The following is a 14,805-nucleotide window of genomic DNA, read 5'->3' on the forward strand; positions in this document are numbered from 1 at the left end:
AAATGGACGTTATATTACCAGATTATTATGGAGAGAATATTTATACGCTTTCGTGTACGATTGCAAAGTTTCTAGGTGTTAATAGAAATTGCCTTAAAGAGATGGATATTTCATTAAATAATAGACTGGTTTTAGTCCTATTTGACGGATTAGGATGGAACATCTTTCAAAAGACAGAGAGTAAAATCAATGCGAAGAAGATAACTACAGTTTTCCCATCAACTACTTCCACTGTCTTAACAACCTTATTTACTGCCTTGACCCCTGGTGAGCACGGAGTTTTAGGATATAATACGTTTGTAAAAAGATTAGGTGGGATAGTAAATACATTACGTTATACGTTTCCCCAGTTAAGCGAGAGGGACTCCATAAAGGATTCATTATCCTTCAATGTCTCATTTCCTTATGTGAAAAGTTATTTAAAGGAGGTCAATAATAAGAAAACTTTATCTGTTATTCCTAAAGGTATAGAAAACACTGAGTTCAGTAATGCTACACATGGGGGAACAAGCGAATATAGAACTTATGCGAACTATTGGGACTCGTTCTATCAATTATCACAAGCCCTGCAACAAGGATCTTATGATTTCATTTACTTCTATGAGCCTGACGTTGATACTTTAGCCCATAAAAACGGACCTTATTCAGAAGCTACTGTTAGTTGTGCTAAGGATCTTTTGAAGAGTATTATGTCATTGGCTGAAAAATATACTAACTACTCTTTCATTATTACGGCTGATCACGGTCATGTTCCAGTATCTCAAAATATCTTATTAAATGATGATCAAGAATTAATCAATTATCTGGAAGTTCCTCCATACGGAGATTCAAGAGCAATATTTCTACGAACTAGATATGAAATTTCTACATATTTAACGAGGAAATATGATAATCTAAGGATATTTGGAAAATCGGATGCAGAGAAGCTTTTAGGCAGAATAAGTGACTCCAGCATACTACCAGATTATATTGTGGTCCCTACAGACTACAAGTCATATATCTTTAGTTTCAAGCAGAAAGATGAGTATGATAAACTTAAAGGTCATCATGGTGGTCTATTGTCAGAAGAGTTCGAAATACCTTTGGTGGTGCTAAATGGTTGATTATTATATACCTTCATGGAATGAAATTGAAGAAGGAATTTTTTACATAGGCGAATCTTTAGTTAAAAATTATTATATTCCAGACGTTATAGTAGCTGTTCTAACTGGTGGCGTGATACCTGCTAAGTTATTATCAGATCTTCTTGATATTAAGAATATAAGGTATATTGAAATAAAGTTCTATAGAAATGTAGGTAAGACAGAGAATAAGCCAGTAATTAAGTCAGTGTATACGGACTCGTTAGAAGGGAAGAACGTTCTTGTTGTGGATGATGTTTCTGATACTGGAGAAACTTTGGAGGCTGTAAGTAATGTAATAACAATGTTTAACCCTACAAAAATAATGACGGCTACCCTTTATCTAAAACCTTGGTCTAAGAGGATACCGGATTTCTACTATAAGCAAATTGATAAGTGGATAGTATTTCCGTGGGATAAGTGGGATGTGGTTAGAGAGAATAGGGATATTCAAATAGAGAATAAAGATAGATTTTTAAATTTATATCATGAATTGGCAAGGATTAAAAAATAACCAGAAATTTAATATTTCATTAACAAGTCAGAAAATGGATGGCTCTTTATACTCTCCCCAAACTTCTCTTAATGCCCCACTGATTTCTCCTATTGTCGCGCCAACCTTTATACAATCTAACACATACGGGAACAAGTTTTCACTATTCCTTTCAGCTACCTTTACTAATTTGTTAAGTGAATCTTTTACCCTTTGAGTATCTCTCTCATTTCTGTATTTCTTTAACCTAGTAAGTACCTTTTCCCTAATCTCTGGGTTAACTCTAAATATTTCAGTGGTGCCTACCCAATCTGGTTCATAGAACATATTAACTCCTACTTTAATTAAGTCTCCCTCCTCTATCCTCTTCTGAATCCTATATGCGCTTTCAGCTATTTGAGATTGAGGAAAGCCATACTCAATAGCCTTAATCATCCCGCCCATCTTTTCGACTTGATCTATGATCTTCCATGCCCTTTCCTCTATTTCGTCAGTAAGCCACTCAACATAATATGACCCTCCTAATGGGTCTACTGTGCTCGTTGCACCGCTCTCATATGCTATTATCTGTTGTACTCTAATAGCTATCTTAGCTGACTTCTCGGTTGGTAAAGCTAATGCCTCATCGTAAGAGTTGACGTGTAAACTTTGAGTCCCTCCTAGAACCGCAGCCAACGCTTGCAAAGTAGTTCTGATGATGTTAATTTCGGGTTGTTGTGCAGTTAATTCAGCCCCCCCTGTCTGTGTGTGAAATCTTAACATCAAAGATTCTGGATTTTTAGCTTTAAACCAGTCTTTCATTATCTTAGCCCACATTCTTCTAGCTGCTCTAAACTTAGCTACCTCTTCGAAGATGTCCGTGTAAGCAGCGAAGAAAAATGATAAATGGGGGGCAAACTCATCTACTGAAATGCCTCTCTCTAACGTTCTTCTAACGTACTCTATTCCATCTGCTAAAGTAAATGCTACTTCAAGTGCTGCATCAGCCCCAGCTTCTCTGATGTGATATCCGCTGATACTTATTGGATGCCATTTTGGTAAATATTTTGCTGAATATTCTATAATATCAACTGCATATTTCATAGAAGGTTCCGGAGGATATATGAAATTCTTTCTAGCTATATATTCCTTGAGAATGTCATTCTGAACTGTCCCGTCTAATGCACTCTTATCAATTCCTCTCGATTCAGCAGTCGCTATTAACATTGATAGTAGTTCCATTGCAGTAGCATTGATTGTCATAGATACTGTTACTTTATTTAACGGTATTTGTGACATTACTAGATCCATTTCTTTCCAGTGAAACATTGAAACTCCTACTACTCCAACCTCAGCAAAGGCTAATTCATGGTCTGGATCTAAACCTAATTGTGTTGGTAAGTCAAAAGCCATACTTAAGCCAGTTTGACCAGCATCTAATAGTCTTCTGAATCTAGAATTAGTTTCTTCCGCAGAACCAAAGCCAGCATATTGCCTTATCGTCCAAATTCTACCCCTATACATATTAGGGTAGATTCCTCTGGTGAAGGGGAATTGCCCCGGTAATCCTATTTTTTCTAAATACTCTCCCCTTACATCTAATGGCGTGTAAAGAGGATTCACTTTTATCCCAGAAAATGTAGTGAATTCCTTTTTTCTTTCAGCTCTTTTCTTTATCCATTCTTTATAAACTTTCTCTTCCCACTCCTTAATCTTATCCTCTATGTCCATATAAGTTTAAATCTGTTTAAACGCTATATAACTTTTACTTTTAAATCAAATTTATAAGCTAAATAGTATTGAAGTATTACAATGAATGCAGAAAACATAGATCACATAGGTGTAGCTGTTGAGAATATTGATCAAGCAATAAAATTTTATCAAGAGGTTCTGGGAATGAAGTTAGTCCACTTTGAAGTTTTAGAAGATAGAGGAATAAAGGTAGCGTTCTTAACTGGGCAAAACGGGGAGACTGCTATTGAACTTATGGAGCCAATAAATCATTATGATATAAATAACACAGTTGCTAAGTTTTTGAAAAATAGAGGGCAAGGATTACATCATATCGCGATAAAAGTTAGTGATATACAAAAGTCTTTAGAAGAGTTATCAGGTAAGGGTTTGCAATTAATTGATACTAAACCGAGGAAAGGTGCAAGAGGTCATTTAGTAGCATTCGTTCATCCTAAAAGTGCGATGGGAATTTTATTAGAATTAGTTCAGCCACAAGAGTGAATTTTTAAGTTAAAAAGGGAATATATAATAATGGTGATATCTAATGCCTAAGAAAGAGAGAGATATATTTGATATAATGGATGAATGGATTAGGGAGATGGAAGAGGAGTTTGAGAGAATAGAAAGAGAGTTCATGAGGAATATTAAGAGCGGTGAAGTAAAGCAATTTGGTCCTTATGTGTATGGATTTAGAGTAACAGTAGGACCAGACGGAGTACCTAAAGTAGAGGAATTTGGTAATGTGAGGAAGATTAGAGGTAAGCCAATGATCTCAGAAGAAATAGAGCCTCTAGCTGACGTTATAGAAAGAGATAAGGAGATTAAAGTGATAGCTGAGGTTCCAGGTGTAAACAAGGATGATATTAAAGTCAAATTGACAAATAATGGAAAGAAACTTGTAATAACTGCTAAGTCGGAGGATAAGAATTATTATAAGGAGATCGACTTGCCCGCCGAGGTAGATGAGAAATCTGCTAAGGCTAATTATAAGAACGGTGTACTAGAGATAACTTTACAAAAGAAATCTCCTTCCGTATCAGAATCGGGTGTTGATATTAAAATTGAATAATTCTCCTTAATGACTATATTTTATTACGAGCTCTTCTATCTTAGCTTTATCAGATTTGATAAAACTTAATCCAGATTCGTCCTCTATCATTAAGGTGAAACTAATTTTTCCATCCATTGCATTATTTATCATATTCATGCAGTTATCATCACAATAAGATTCTATTTGATCAAGTACTATTTCCAATATTCCTTCAACTGTTGTGATATATCCTTGAGACGCACTAGCTGGTTCAATTTCTAGTTCTAGCTCTGGTATGATTATTTTTCCAAATGGTGATCTATATACTATGGTCTTTAAGTCGTCTTTATTCTCTACCTTATACTTTATTAGTTTAGGCTTGTTGGTCTCATACGGTTTAACGTCCCTAAACCTATATCCACAATTTTCACATACCCAGTTAGATAATATTAACATGCCAGCAATTGGAACCTCATATAAGTAATCCCTAGCATGGAGAGTGTTCTTCTTACATACCGGGCACGTTAAAGTTTCCTCAAATAATAATTTAGGCTCTTGACTCACTTTTATTTCACCTATCAAACTTATTTAGTAGTTCTCAAATTTATTACTTGTTAAGTGGTGTAATGAAATTACCCCGCGAAAGTGATGAAGGAAAAGTAGAATATAAACTTATTCTCCATGATGTTACGCCAGATCGTCTCCAAGAGTTAGCTTCTCAGATGAAATATAGGTTAGAGGAAGGAAACGGGGAGGCATTTTATGTATTAGGAGTCACGAATGAAGGTGAGATAATAGGTTTAAGTAGGGAGGAAGTTGAGACCAGCATTTCAACCTTGGGTAAGATAGCTAACCTAATAAACGCTAAGATAGTTTATAGAAGAGAAGCTGAAGTAAGGAAAGGGAGGTATGTTGTAGAATTATTAGTCAGACGATTTAAGGAAAAACTCCCAGTTGAGGTGAACGTAGCTGTTATGGGGCATGTGAATGCTGGAAAAAGTACCGTAACTGGAGCTTTAGTATTGGGCAAATTAGATGATGGTAATGGTGGTTTAAGGAGTACTATTGCTAGGCATCTCCATGAAGTATTATCTGGAAGGACGTCATCCATTACGTTGAGACTAATTGGATTCGACGATAATGGAAAAATAGTGAATTGGCAGCTAAAAGATCCTCTGGACGAAGCTGAAGTGACTATGAGCAGTAGTAAGGTAATAAGGTTAGTTGATTTAGGTGGTCATGAAAGGTATTTAAGAACTACTCTGAAGGGACTTTTAGGTTATGAAATTAATTATGTAATGATCGTAGTTGGTGCAGATGATGGCTTAAGTATTATGGGTAAAGAACACTTAGCAATAGCGTCCGTTTTAAAATTTCCTATATTTGTATTGATAACTAAAATTGACAAATACCCAGAAGAGAAGATAAAATCCATCATTACAGATATAAAGAATATTCTTAAAATTCCTGGAATTAATAGGTTAGCCTTAGAGGTTGAGGACGAAGATGATGTGATAAATGCTATATTGGCAATTAAATCGAAACGAGTTGTACCAATATTTAAGGTATCAAATGTTACTGGCAAAGGTTTAGATCTACTTATTAAATTCCTTCACTTACTTCCACCAGAGTCTGAAGCGTCTAGAGACATAGAGCCGCCATTAGTGTATATTGATGAGGTATATAATGTAACTGGAGTCGGTACAGTAGTTTTAGGGTCTGTGGTAAGAGGTAAGGTTAACATTAATGAGTCATTGATGATAGGGCCAAACAAGGCTGGTGAATTTAAAGAAGTAAGAGTAAAGAGCATTCAAGTTAACAGGATTTTCGTTGATTCCGTGTCTAGGGGTAATATAGCTACATTTGCAATCCAAGGTATTGATAAGGAAAGCCTTAGGAAAGGAATGGTTATGTTAAAAGGAAGCCCTAAAGTTATAAGGAGATTTAAGGCTAAGATATTCATTCTTCATCACCCAACTACCATAAGAGAAGGTTACGTAGCTACTCTTCACTCTTACACTATACGTCAAGCAGCCAGATTTGAAAAAATACAAAATAAAGTTTTGAGAACTGGTGATACTAGTGAGGTAATACTCTCCTTTTTATATAGACCGGAGTATTTAGAAAGAGGTCAGATATTCGTATTCAGAGAAGGTAGAACTAGAGGAGTAGGCATGGTTTTAGAGCCGTTATAAAAAGCAGAGAGAATTTTTGGAATATGTATCATATTATCATTGTATTAAATAATTATTTAACGGTCAACTTAGCCTTCTTTAATGTAAAGGTGCATTGAAATTAAGGTATAATCTGATAAAAGAAAGACAAACCTCGTCCTTTTTTGCTGGGAGGAGGTCAGTTTCACAATTTCCAAGTATATTATTACGCGATATTACATCAAATATGATAAACTTGTTTGAAGTAAAAGCAAATTTATGATTGAATATTATTTATTTTAGATATGCTACATTCAATTATTTGCCTTGATATTTTTTCGGCTTCTGTATCTATATACTTTTTCAAACTGTTTGCCAAAGGACCTTCAACACTGTAATCTGCCTTCCAATTAATCTTATTCTGCTCGAGCAAAAGGATGGTAGATATTGTTGCAGCTATTCCTGGACCTTCAATTGAAATTATCGTATTAACTTTATTTTCGTTTACCTCATGTTTTTTTATCATTCCATTCAATTGAACAGTTAAAAAGGAAAATTTTACCCTAGCCTTAAAGTAATTTCCGTTTATCTCTTCTACATTAGGTATACATTGGATTAGATTCTGTTGATTAGAAAAAAAAATCTTTAGCCTTCTCTAAATTATTTAATTTCACCTCTCCTTCTATTTGCATTACTTTAGCACCTTTTCTTTTATGCAAGAGAACAAGTCACTTATGATCTTTTCAACAGCACTTCCCATTAGTCTAGCCCCTACTGACGCTAATACTCCAGACACCCTTACGTCAGCAGAGTAGTTAAGTTTTCCATCTAATACCTCAACAAGAGCATCTATATCTACGTTACTATTCATTCCAGAACCTTTTGCCAATATCCTCCTCTTGGAATCGTCTATTTTTTCAAATTTTACATTAGCTTTATACTCTCCTTTTATGAATCCAATACCAGTTACTCCTACTAATTCATATCCGTCATCCTTTTTTGAAAAACTTTTCACTCCAGGAAAACATTGGGAGACTTGATCTGGGTTATCTAATAGTTTTATTATTTGATCTTTTGACGCATTTATGTCGACTGAACCCTCATATTTCATATTTAAGTTTTAGAATAAAGTAGTATTTATGAATATAGGGGTTGTTATTTTAGCTGCAGGAGAAGGGAAAAGGTTTGGTGGAAATAAATTATTAGCAAAGATAGATGGAGTCCCAATTATTTTGAAGACTATCAGTATATATGATAAATTAGAGAAAGTAATTGTAGTTGGAAAGTATGTTCAAGATCTTATATCAATATTGTTAGACCAAGTCGTAATTTATAATCCGAACTGGATGGAAGGAATTAGTAGTTCAATTAAGTTAGGTGTAAAAATGTTTAACGATTATGATGGAGTTCTTTTTGCGTTAGCTGATATGCCTTACGTTACGAGGGAGGATGTAATGAAAATCTTAAATTCGTTTAAACCAGGCTGTAAAGTCGTTATCCCAGTTCATAAAGGTAAGAGAGGAAATCCTGTGTTAATTTCCAAGGAATTGTTTCCAGAACTAAATAAGTTAAGTGGAGATGTAGGGGCTAGAATCATATTGGAAAAATTAAGTGAAAGAGAGATATGCCTTGCAGAATGTGGAAAAGGTATTCTAATAGATATTGATAAAAAAGAGGATCTAATGAGCTTTAGGGATTTCCATCCTTAGTTTTTGTGATGCTAATTTTATTGCTTCAACGATGTTTTGATAACCAGTGCATCTACATAAGTTTCCAGAAATTCCCTCTCTTATCTCTTCCTCAGTTGGATTTGGATTCTGCTTCAATAACCAATAAGCTTCCATTATCATACCCGGAGTACAATAACCACATTGTAATCCATGCTTTTCCCAGAAAGCTTCTTGAATAGGGTGAAGCTTACCATCCTTGGACAAGCCCTCTATAGTTAATATCTCAGCTCCATCAGCTTCAACTGCTAATAACGTGCATGATTTGACACTTCTTCCATTTAGTATTACCGTACAGGCACCACAATTACTTGTGTCACATCCAATGTGCACTCCAGTAAAGCCTAGTTCTCTTAAAACGTGAACTAATAATCTCCTGGGCTCGGTCTCTGTTTCATACTCTTGACCATTTATTTTTAGATGGATTTTTACTTTTTGATCTTTTTCAAATACCTTCATTTTCTTCACCTATTTAATGCAGATAATATAGCTCTCTTAGTCATAACTTTAACCATTTTCTTTTTATATTCAGCTGATCCTCTTATGTCAGAGGTTGGATTAGCGTATTTAATTGCCGCATTTGAAGCGTCCTCTATTAATTTCTCAGATATTTTACCTGACATCAAAATTTTCTCACTTTCAGCAGCTCTAACGGGTACATTGTTTACAGCAGTTAACCCTATCCTAGCATCCTCAATCATATCGCCATTAACTTTTAGCAATACTGCTACTCCTACAATAGCGAAATCTCCTGCCCTTCTCTCTAACTTCTGATACGAATATTTATATTCCTTTAGGTTAGGTATTTCAATCTCTGTGACTAATTCTCCTTGATTTAAATCAGGCGTATACATATCTTTTGCAAAGGAAGAGAATTTCTCCTCTCTCCCACCTTTACTATTAGCTATTTTTACTTTAGCATCTAACGCAATTAATGCAGCTGGATAGTCCGCAGTTGGGTCTAAGTGGGATATACTTCCTCCTATAGTACCCATATTTCTGACTTGTGGATCAGCTATTTTTGACGCTGTTTCGCTTAGCAATGGTATATTAGCCTTCATAATATCATAATGAGTCATTGTAGCGCCTATTTTTATTGCGTTTCCTTCACTTTTTATGTAATGCAATTCTGGAAGTCTCCTTATTTCAACTAAGTATGATGGTCTTAATATCCTTAGCTTCAACATTGGTATTAAGCTATGTCCTCCAGCTAATGGTCTAGAGTTCTCATGAGTTTCAAGGAACTCAATGGCTTCTTTCACGTTATCCGGTATTACATATCCAATCTTTGGCGGGTACACATGGATAATATTATTTAGTCACTTATATACTTAGCTCATGAATCTTTAAAACGCAAACTAAAATCTCAAACTTCTCTAGTATAATTAAAAATCATAGAGCATATAAAATTATTTTTTTGCAATATATTTTTCTGGTCTCTTCTTAAACTCTGCCATACACATTGGATTGTCGAAATAGTAAGTATTACCCTTATAAGTGTAAGTATAGGCTTTTCCTCTAATCTCTTCTCCACACACAGTACACTTCATATTTGATCACTTAAATTTCCATAAGTATTCCCTTAATTTAACAACTTCTCCTATTACTATCACGGCTGGAGACCTAACTTCATCTTGTTTTGCAATATTCTCTAAATCTTTAAGCTTCCCTAATAACACTCTCTGATTAGGAGTAGTACCGTTTTCTATTATCGCAAATGGTTCGTTCTCATCTCTGATTTTAATAAGCATTTTCGCTAATTCGTCTATTTTTCGTATACCCATTAAAATAACTAAGGTACCCTTTTTTGGAATATAACTAGAATCTATTAGTTCATCTTCAGCTCTAGTTCCAGAAATTACTGTAAACCCGCTTGAGTACAATCTGCTAGTTACTGGAATACCTGCATAAGCGGGCACAGCTATCGCACTAGTTATTCCGGGCACTATCTCGCATTCTATTCCTTTTGATATGACATAGATACATTCCTCCTCTCCTCTGCCAAAGACGTAAGGATCTCCTCCTTTTAGTCTTACGACTATCTTGCCCTCTAATGCTTTTTTCACTAACGTCTGATTTATCTCATCTTGAATAACGTAATCCCCAATACTTTTCCCAACATACAATTTTTCTGCCTCTCTTTTAGAGTAATTTAATAGCTCTTTAGAAATAAGCCTGTCGTAAAGAATAACGTCTGCCATCTGTAGTAGTCTAAGACCTTTAAGGGTAATTAACTCAGGATCACCCGGACCAGCACCTACAATATAAACCTTCCCTTTCATTAAATGACATTTACTTTTTTGAATATATAAATCGCAAATGCCGCACCTTCAGGAAACTTAATTGCATAAACTAGTAATATGATTGAGTTAAGTATATTTTGTGGTGGTATAGCAAATAGGTTAGATGCAACGTATAGTATTAGTAAAAAGAGAGTGTCTCCTGCAAATCCTAAACTATATAATATGATCTTCTCCGTAAAAGTTAAGGAGTTTATACTATAACCGACGAGGAATCCTCCTACGAATTCTGAGATGAACGAACATGCGAATAGCCACTCTAATTTAGTAGATATAATATATATTTGAGGGAGTAGCCATGGAATGATTAACGCTAGTGCAATAGTGATGAATAATGGCACTCTCTTTCGAAGTAGTAAGGAAACTATAGATACTTTCTCCTTATCCACTTCTACAAACTTATCTTGAGGAGTATTTGACATTAAAACATACCAACCTAATAGTCCTCCGGATATGATTGGACCTTGATATGAAAGCAATCTATCAATAGGATCTAGCAATATATATGCTACCGCTGACCCTATTAATATTGAAAAACCTAAATACTTTGATATGTTTAAAAAATTCATAAAAACTCCCTACTAGGGGAGGAATATTGTATATACTACCTTATCTTTTTCACTAGCTTTATTAACTAATCTTACTCCTTTCTCGTTCATAGCCGTTATCCACATATCCACTTGATCTTCTTGAACACCTCTTAATGCTATCACTTTAACTTCTTTATTTCCGCCTACCTCTAACCAAAACCTCAGTAGTCTAATTGACGGCGAGTCAGCCCCACATCTTGTATCAGCTTTAGTTAAATCCAGTTCATCCATATCAATATATCATTTGTGAGCTAATGTTTAATATTTTTTTGTTATCTATGAAGTAAATCCTGTCCCAATTCTCCTTCCTCATTTTTTCTAATATTGACTTTATTAATACTTTAGCGTTACAAAAAGCTCCATTACATTTTGTAGATGCTATGCTAGTGTAGTCAATTTTACTAATGAGTTCTTCTTCTCTCTCTATGCCTCTTCTAAGTAATATTATTTGTCTATTGCTAGTCATAAATATAGGTGAGTGGCAAAATTGTTCTAATTTTTCGCTGTTAGCACTATATCCGAAGATTTCAGAGAATTTCAACGTAGCGTAATATGCAATACCGAAGTTCTCTCCATGTCCTACGAAGAATGGATTATTAGATAAACTTATTACGTTATTATCTTCCTCGCTATCAATTTTTTCTCCTGCTAAAGAATATATTGCACTTAAACTCATTAAAAAGGACAATGTGCCGGGTAATTGTATTTTAGATTTGTAAGGTATTAAAATAAGGTAGTCAGCAAACCTTGAAAGTTCAGATTCTTCATTTGCGGTAATTACAAAAATTTTAGTTTTACCTTTAAATTTAGAGGCAAGTTGAATATTACTTTTTGGCTTACCGGATACAGAGACTATAACTAAAGGACGTTCTAATTCTTCATACTCTAACCCTTCATAAGGATCTAATGCCTTAAACTTTCCCCTTGTCTTTCCCTCAATCGTTAAAGCTACTGCATAAGAGTCTCCTGCACCTGCGACGTAAGCCCTTTCTAACTTTAAATCAGTATTTACGACGAAATCTTGTTCCAGTTCCTTTTGGATTAATTCCACGTACATTAAATAACTTTAATTAAGATAGACATATATTAGTGCTTTAGGATGAAAGTTCTAGTAAAGGCTACTCTATCATTAGGTTCACCGAGACCGCTTAAAAACGTTTATATAGGGATTGAGGAGGGAAGAATTAAAGTAATATCTAAAGAAGAACCTGAGGAATATGAGTATGCAGAATATATTATAGGAGGAGAAAATAGGGTTGTTTTGCCCGGTTTCATCACTACACACTCCTTTGTGTATTTATACCCGTTTAGATATAGAATATTTTCTGGTAAACTTAATGCTTTTGAATTGCTTAGTGTCTTATCCCCTAATGACATTTACTATTTTTCGTTAGTTGGTGCATATCATCTTTTAAAATCTGGCGTCACAACTATTGTAACTTCTGGTCCAAATCTAGACATGATAGCTAGAGCAATAAGTGAAGTAGGACTCAAACCAATACTAGCTGTCGGAGTAAATTGTCCAGATTCTAAAGAGAATTGGGAGAAGGAGTTTACATCACTTTATAATAGATGGTCGAGTAGGGAAGAAAATAGGGTTATATTTAGATTATGTAGTAAAGACAATGCAAAGGAGGTATTTGAGATATCAAAACAGTACAACATACCAGTTTTAGTGGAAAGGTTTGTGAATTTGGAAAATATTGATAATGCTGTAAACGTAATAGGATTAGGAGGAGGGGCTAGAAGCGATCTAGAATTAATAAAGAAGAATGGATTTTCATTATCTTTTACCCCATCTTATGAAGTATCCCAGTTCCCATTATCTCAGTATAAGCCTTCAATATCATTAGATCTAACACCATCCTTTAATATAAAGCACGAAGTTTCGGTAAGTTTAACTAGGCTTTTGTTAACACCTGAGGAAGCCCTTAGTGCTATTACTGTCTGGGGTTACAGCCAATTGAAGTATAATGATAGAGGCTCGATAGAGAATGATAAAGTTGCTGATTTAGTAATATATGAGATCAGAGAACCCCCGTCTTTTCCTCTTGATCTAGAAGCACCTTACGAAACAATGATGTTTAACCTAGATTATCCAGAGACTATACTAGTTAATGGAGAAGCCATATTAGATGGAGGAGTTCCGTTAAATGTGGGAATTAAAGATATTAAAAAAGCTGAGGAGAGGTTAACTGAAATTGAAAACAGAAGAAGGGGAAAAGAACCAAGAAGTTTGGAAAAGAATTGAGATCATAGGTGATATTGCAGTAATAGGAATACCTTTTGGAAAGAAACCAATGGAACTAATAGAATTTGCTGAAGAAATTCTTAAAAAATTTCCTTATATAAAATCGGTTTGGGGTAGGTATAGAGATGTCTCTGGTACATATAGACTTTCGTCTTATGCTCATATAGCAGGGGAGAAGAGAAGTGAAACTATCTACAAAGAACATGGATGTAAATATTACTTAGACTTCACAAAGGTCTTCTTTTCAGCCAAGCTCTCATTTGAACACTTGAGAGTGGCTAGGCAAGTGAAAGAGGGGGAGGTAATAATAAATATGTTCTCGGGCTTTGGACCTTTTTCAATCCTATCTGCAAGTCTTGGAAAACCTAGAATTGTATACTCTATAGATATAAATCCTTATGCTTATTATTATATGATGGCAAATATCGAACTAAACAAAACTTACGCGGTTATTCCAATTTATGGAGATGCTTTTAAAAGAATAAATGATCTAGAGGAAGCTGACAGAATCATTATCCCTCTTCCAGAGTTAGCTGACAAGGCTTATCAAGTAGCTTTAGAAAAGATAAGAAAAGGTGGAATAATTCACTTGTACGCAGAAGTGGAAGTAAGTAAAGGAGAAGATCCAGTAGGAATTGCTAAAGAGAAGTATGGAGCATATTTCGCCCGAATTGTAAGGAGTGTTAATCCTCACAAGTACCATGTGGCATTGGATATAAAGGTGAATTAAATGGTAGATGAAATAGAAATTATGTCTTTAGGTTATTATGCTTCACAAAAGAAGACATTAATACTAGGTAGGTATGTCTTAAAATTCCATAGGAGAAAAAATAGCAAGAAAAATATGTACTTTTATATAGTTAACTTATACCACGATGATAAGCTAGTTAGAAGCGGAATTTTTACAGAATATAGAAATGCTGTCATATTCGCTGGATCAATAATATACAAGCTTCTTTAGTGATATAAATTATGAGTTTTTCATCGTTGATTTGATAATTATAAAATTTAAAAGTTCCGATTAAAACTAAAATAAATAATAAAAAACATAGTTACAGTTAGTAGTAGAATAGCGGGTATGGGAGGAACAACTATTTTAGCAACTAAGAGACTTTACTTGACTTCCTCCCCTTTTCCCTCATCGATTCGTGCTTACATCTCTCATATGTTGAGAGGCTCAGAAAATCATGAAGATTCATGATAGCAATTACATCCCTATCATTCTCATAGTAACGCAAATACCTATAAGCGACCTTTTCTATATCTTTTATAAGATATTAGGAGTTAACCAAACTGATGCTTTACGTATTCTAGGATACCTACTGCGTTTAGGGTTCTTCAACTAACCCTTGTGTATTGCTATTGCATCCCTATAACAGTCTTGTGCCGGTTTAGGGTGAAGACTAAACCTCTCTCATGTCTTTCAA

20 protein-coding genes are annotated in these 14,805 nt (G+C 34.7%); 9 read left to right on the forward strand and 11 right to left on the reverse strand.

Annotated elements, in window-relative coordinates; translation table 11 throughout:
• Positions 1-2 precede the first annotated feature (2 nt).
• Complete coding sequence (locus BFU36_RS10780) at positions 3-1,103, forward strand: alkaline phosphatase family protein (protein ID WP_069284030.1); 1,101 nt, start codon at positions 3-5, stop codon at positions 1,101-1,103.
• A complete protein-coding gene (locus BFU36_RS10785) occupies positions 1,096-1,635 on the forward strand; it encodes a phosphoribosyltransferase (RefSeq protein WP_069284031.1) in 540 nt (179 codons plus the stop codon). The genes BFU36_RS10780 and BFU36_RS10785 overlap by 8 nt, the downstream gene beginning before the upstream one ends.
• Before the next feature lie 27 nt (positions 1,636-1,662).
• Here BFU36_RS10785 and BFU36_RS10790 read toward each other — a convergent pair whose 3' ends face one another.
• On the reverse strand, positions 1,663-3,324 hold the full coding sequence (locus tag BFU36_RS10790; RefSeq protein WP_069284032.1) for a methylmalonyl-CoA mutase: 1,662 nt from the start codon (positions 3,322-3,324) through the stop codon (positions 1,663-1,665).
• A gap of 81 nt (positions 3,325-3,405) precedes the next feature.
• Here BFU36_RS10790 and mce point away from each other — a divergent pair, with 81 nt between their 5' ends.
• Together mce and hsp20 are read left to right on the forward strand one after the other, a co-directional pair.
• A complete protein-coding gene (mce, locus tag BFU36_RS10795) occupies positions 3,406-3,828 on the forward strand; it encodes a methylmalonyl-CoA epimerase (protein ID WP_069284033.1) in 423 nt (140 codons plus the stop codon).
• 43 nt (positions 3,829-3,871) lie between these two features.
• Positions 3,872-4,396: an archaeal heat shock protein Hsp20 gene (gene hsp20 / locus BFU36_RS10800; RefSeq protein ID WP_069284034.1), complete on the forward strand. Its 525-nt coding sequence runs from the start codon at positions 3,872-3,874 to the stop codon at positions 4,394-4,396.
• A 6-nt stretch (positions 4,397-4,402) separates the two neighbouring features.
• Here hsp20 and BFU36_RS10805 read toward each other — a convergent pair whose 3' ends face one another.
• Positions 4,403-4,921, reverse strand: a complete 519-nt coding sequence (locus BFU36_RS10805) for a ZPR1 zinc finger domain-containing protein (protein WP_069284733.1) — start codon at positions 4,919-4,921, stop codon at positions 4,403-4,405.
• Positions 4,922-4,983: 62 nt separating this feature from the next.
• Here BFU36_RS10805 and BFU36_RS10810 point away from each other — a divergent pair, with 62 nt between their 5' ends.
• Positions 4,984-6,552 (forward strand): GTPBP1 family GTP-binding protein, encoded by a 1,569-nt coding sequence (locus tag BFU36_RS10810; RefSeq protein WP_069284035.1) that lies wholly within the window; start codon positions 4,984-4,986, stop codon positions 6,550-6,552.
• A gap of 235 nt (positions 6,553-6,787) precedes the next feature.
• On the opposite strand, the gene BFU36_RS10815 is transcribed toward BFU36_RS10810, so the two are convergent.
• Together BFU36_RS10815 and BFU36_RS10820 are read right to left on the reverse strand one after the other, a co-directional pair.
• Positions 6,788-7,153, reverse strand: a complete 366-nt coding sequence (locus BFU36_RS10815; RefSeq protein ID WP_306416244.1) for an SRPBCC domain-containing protein — start codon at positions 7,151-7,153, stop codon at positions 6,788-6,790.
• A gap of 48 nt (positions 7,154-7,201) precedes the next feature.
• Positions 7,202-7,621: a CoxG family protein gene (locus tag BFU36_RS10820; protein ID WP_069284036.1), complete on the reverse strand. Its 420-nt coding sequence runs from the start codon at positions 7,619-7,621 to the stop codon at positions 7,202-7,204.
• A 28-nt stretch (positions 7,622-7,649) separates the two neighbouring features.
• Between BFU36_RS10820 and BFU36_RS10825 the strand changes: the two genes are divergently transcribed.
• On the forward strand, positions 7,650-8,219 hold the full coding sequence (locus BFU36_RS10825) for a nucleotidyltransferase family protein (protein ID WP_069284037.1): 570 nt from the start codon (positions 7,650-7,652) through the stop codon (positions 8,217-8,219).
• Here the strand turns inward: BFU36_RS10825 and cutC are convergent.
• From cutC to BFU36_RS10860, 7 genes are all read right to left on the reverse strand, one after another.
• Positions 8,190-8,696 (reverse strand): glyceraldehyde dehydrogenase subunit gamma, encoded by a 507-nt coding sequence (gene cutC / locus BFU36_RS10830; protein ID WP_069284735.1) that lies wholly within the window; start codon positions 8,694-8,696, stop codon positions 8,190-8,192. The two genes, BFU36_RS10825 and cutC, sit on opposite strands and share 30 nt — an antisense overlap.
• Positions 8,697-8,701: 5 nt before the next feature.
• Positions 8,702-9,538 carry a glyceraldehyde dehydrogenase subunit beta gene (cutB, locus tag BFU36_RS10835; protein WP_069284038.1) on the reverse strand — a complete coding sequence of 279 codons (837 nt, stop codon included), beginning with the start codon at positions 9,536-9,538 and terminating at the stop codon, positions 8,702-8,704.
• 108 nt (positions 9,539-9,646) lie between these two features.
• A complete protein-coding gene (locus tag BFU36_RS10840) occupies positions 9,647-9,787 on the reverse strand; it encodes a YHS domain-containing protein (protein WP_069284039.1) in 141 nt (46 codons plus the stop codon).
• A gap of 6 nt (positions 9,788-9,793) precedes the next feature.
• Positions 9,794-10,519, reverse strand: coding sequence for a uroporphyrinogen-III C-methyltransferase (cobA, locus tag BFU36_RS10845; RefSeq protein WP_069284040.1), 726 nt, complete (start codon positions 10,517-10,519; stop codon positions 9,794-9,796).
• Positions 10,519-11,106: a DUF1404 family protein gene (locus tag BFU36_RS10850; RefSeq protein WP_069284041.1), complete on the reverse strand. Its 588-nt coding sequence runs from the start codon at positions 11,104-11,106 to the stop codon at positions 10,519-10,521. Before BFU36_RS10850 ends, cobA begins: the two co-directional genes overlap by 1 nt.
• A gap of 12 nt (positions 11,107-11,118) precedes the next feature.
• Positions 11,119-11,358: a hypothetical protein gene (locus BFU36_RS10855; protein ID WP_069284042.1), complete on the reverse strand. Its 240-nt coding sequence runs from the start codon at positions 11,356-11,358 to the stop codon at positions 11,119-11,121.
• Position 11,359: 1 nt separating this feature from the next.
• Complete coding sequence (locus BFU36_RS10860; RefSeq protein ID WP_069284043.1) at positions 11,360-12,184, reverse strand: SIS domain-containing protein; 825 nt, start codon at positions 12,182-12,184, stop codon at positions 11,360-11,362.
• Positions 12,185-12,226: 42 nt separating this feature from the next.
• On the opposite strand from BFU36_RS10860, the gene BFU36_RS10865 reads away from it, so the two are divergent.
• The 3 genes from BFU36_RS10865 to BFU36_RS10875 are packed head-to-tail and all read left to right on the forward strand — an operon-like array spanning position 12,227 to position 14,339.
• Entirely contained in the window at positions 12,227-13,378 is a 1,152-nt protein-coding gene (locus BFU36_RS10865; protein ID WP_069284044.1) for an amidohydrolase, read from the forward strand.
• Entirely contained in the window at positions 13,329-14,108 is a 780-nt protein-coding gene (gene taw21 / locus BFU36_RS10870) for a tRNA 4-demethylwyosine(37)-methyltransferase Taw21 (protein ID WP_069284045.1), read from the forward strand. Before BFU36_RS10865 ends, taw21 begins: the two co-directional genes overlap by 50 nt.
• On the forward strand, positions 14,109-14,339 hold the full coding sequence (locus tag BFU36_RS10875; RefSeq protein ID WP_069284046.1) for a hypothetical protein: 231 nt from the start codon (positions 14,109-14,111) through the stop codon (positions 14,337-14,339).
• Positions 14,340-14,805 lie beyond the last annotated feature (466 nt).

This window comes from Sulfolobus sp. A20, assembly GCF_001719125.1.
GTDB lineage: Archaea > Thermoproteota > Thermoprotei_A > Sulfolobales > Sulfolobaceae > Saccharolobus.

What these genes read in the sequence shown, in the direction of transcription:
- BFU36_RS10810 (WP_069284035.1), top strand. Translation starts at nt 4,984, where the DNA reads ATGAAATTACCCCGCGAAAGTGATGAAGGAAAAGTAGAATATAAACTT.
- BFU36_RS10860 (WP_069284043.1), bottom strand. Translation starts at nt 12,184, where the DNA reads ATGTACGTGGAATTAATCCAAAAGGAACTGGAACAAGATTTCGTCGTA.
- BFU36_RS10780 (WP_069284030.1), top strand. Translation starts at nt 3, where the DNA reads ATGGACGTTATATTACCAGATTATTATGGAGAGAATATTTATACGCTT.
- cutC (WP_069284735.1), bottom strand. Translation starts at nt 8,696, where the DNA reads ATGAAGGTATTTGAAAAAGATCAAAAAGTAAAAATCCATCTAAAAATA.
- BFU36_RS10850 (WP_069284041.1), bottom strand. Translation starts at nt 11,106, where the DNA reads ATGAATTTTTTAAACATATCAAAGTATTTAGGTTTTTCAATATTAATA.
- hsp20 (WP_069284034.1), top strand. Translation starts at nt 3,872, where the DNA reads ATGCCTAAGAAAGAGAGAGATATATTTGATATAATGGATGAATGGATT.
- BFU36_RS10785 (WP_069284031.1), top strand. Translation starts at nt 1,096, where the DNA reads ATGGTTGATTATTATATACCTTCATGGAATGAAATTGAAGAAGGAATT.
- BFU36_RS10840 (WP_069284039.1), bottom strand. Translation starts at nt 9,787, where the DNA reads ATGAAGTGTACTGTGTGTGGAGAAGAGATTAGAGGAAAAGCCTATACT.
- mce (WP_069284033.1), top strand. Translation starts at nt 3,406, where the DNA reads ATGAATGCAGAAAACATAGATCACATAGGTGTAGCTGTTGAGAATATT.
- BFU36_RS10790 (WP_069284032.1), bottom strand. Translation starts at nt 3,324, where the DNA reads ATGGACATAGAGGATAAGATTAAGGAGTGGGAAGAGAAAGTTTATAAA.
- cobA (WP_069284040.1), bottom strand. Translation starts at nt 10,519, where the DNA reads ATGAAAGGGAAGGTTTATATTGTAGGTGCTGGTCCGGGTGATCCTGAG.
- BFU36_RS10820 (WP_069284036.1), bottom strand. Translation starts at nt 7,621, where the DNA reads ATGAAATATGAGGGTTCAGTCGACATAAATGCGTCAAAAGATCAAATA.
- BFU36_RS10875 (WP_069284046.1), top strand. Translation starts at nt 14,109, where the DNA reads ATGGTAGATGAAATAGAAATTATGTCTTTAGGTTATTATGCTTCACAA.
- BFU36_RS10855 (WP_069284042.1), bottom strand. Translation starts at nt 11,358, where the DNA reads ATGGATGAACTGGATTTAACTAAAGCTGATACAAGATGTGGGGCTGAC.
- BFU36_RS10825 (WP_069284037.1), top strand. Translation starts at nt 7,650, where the DNA reads ATGAATATAGGGGTTGTTATTTTAGCTGCAGGAGAAGGGAAAAGGTTT.
- BFU36_RS10865 (WP_069284044.1), top strand. Translation starts at nt 12,227, where the DNA reads ATGAAAGTTCTAGTAAAGGCTACTCTATCATTAGGTTCACCGAGACCG.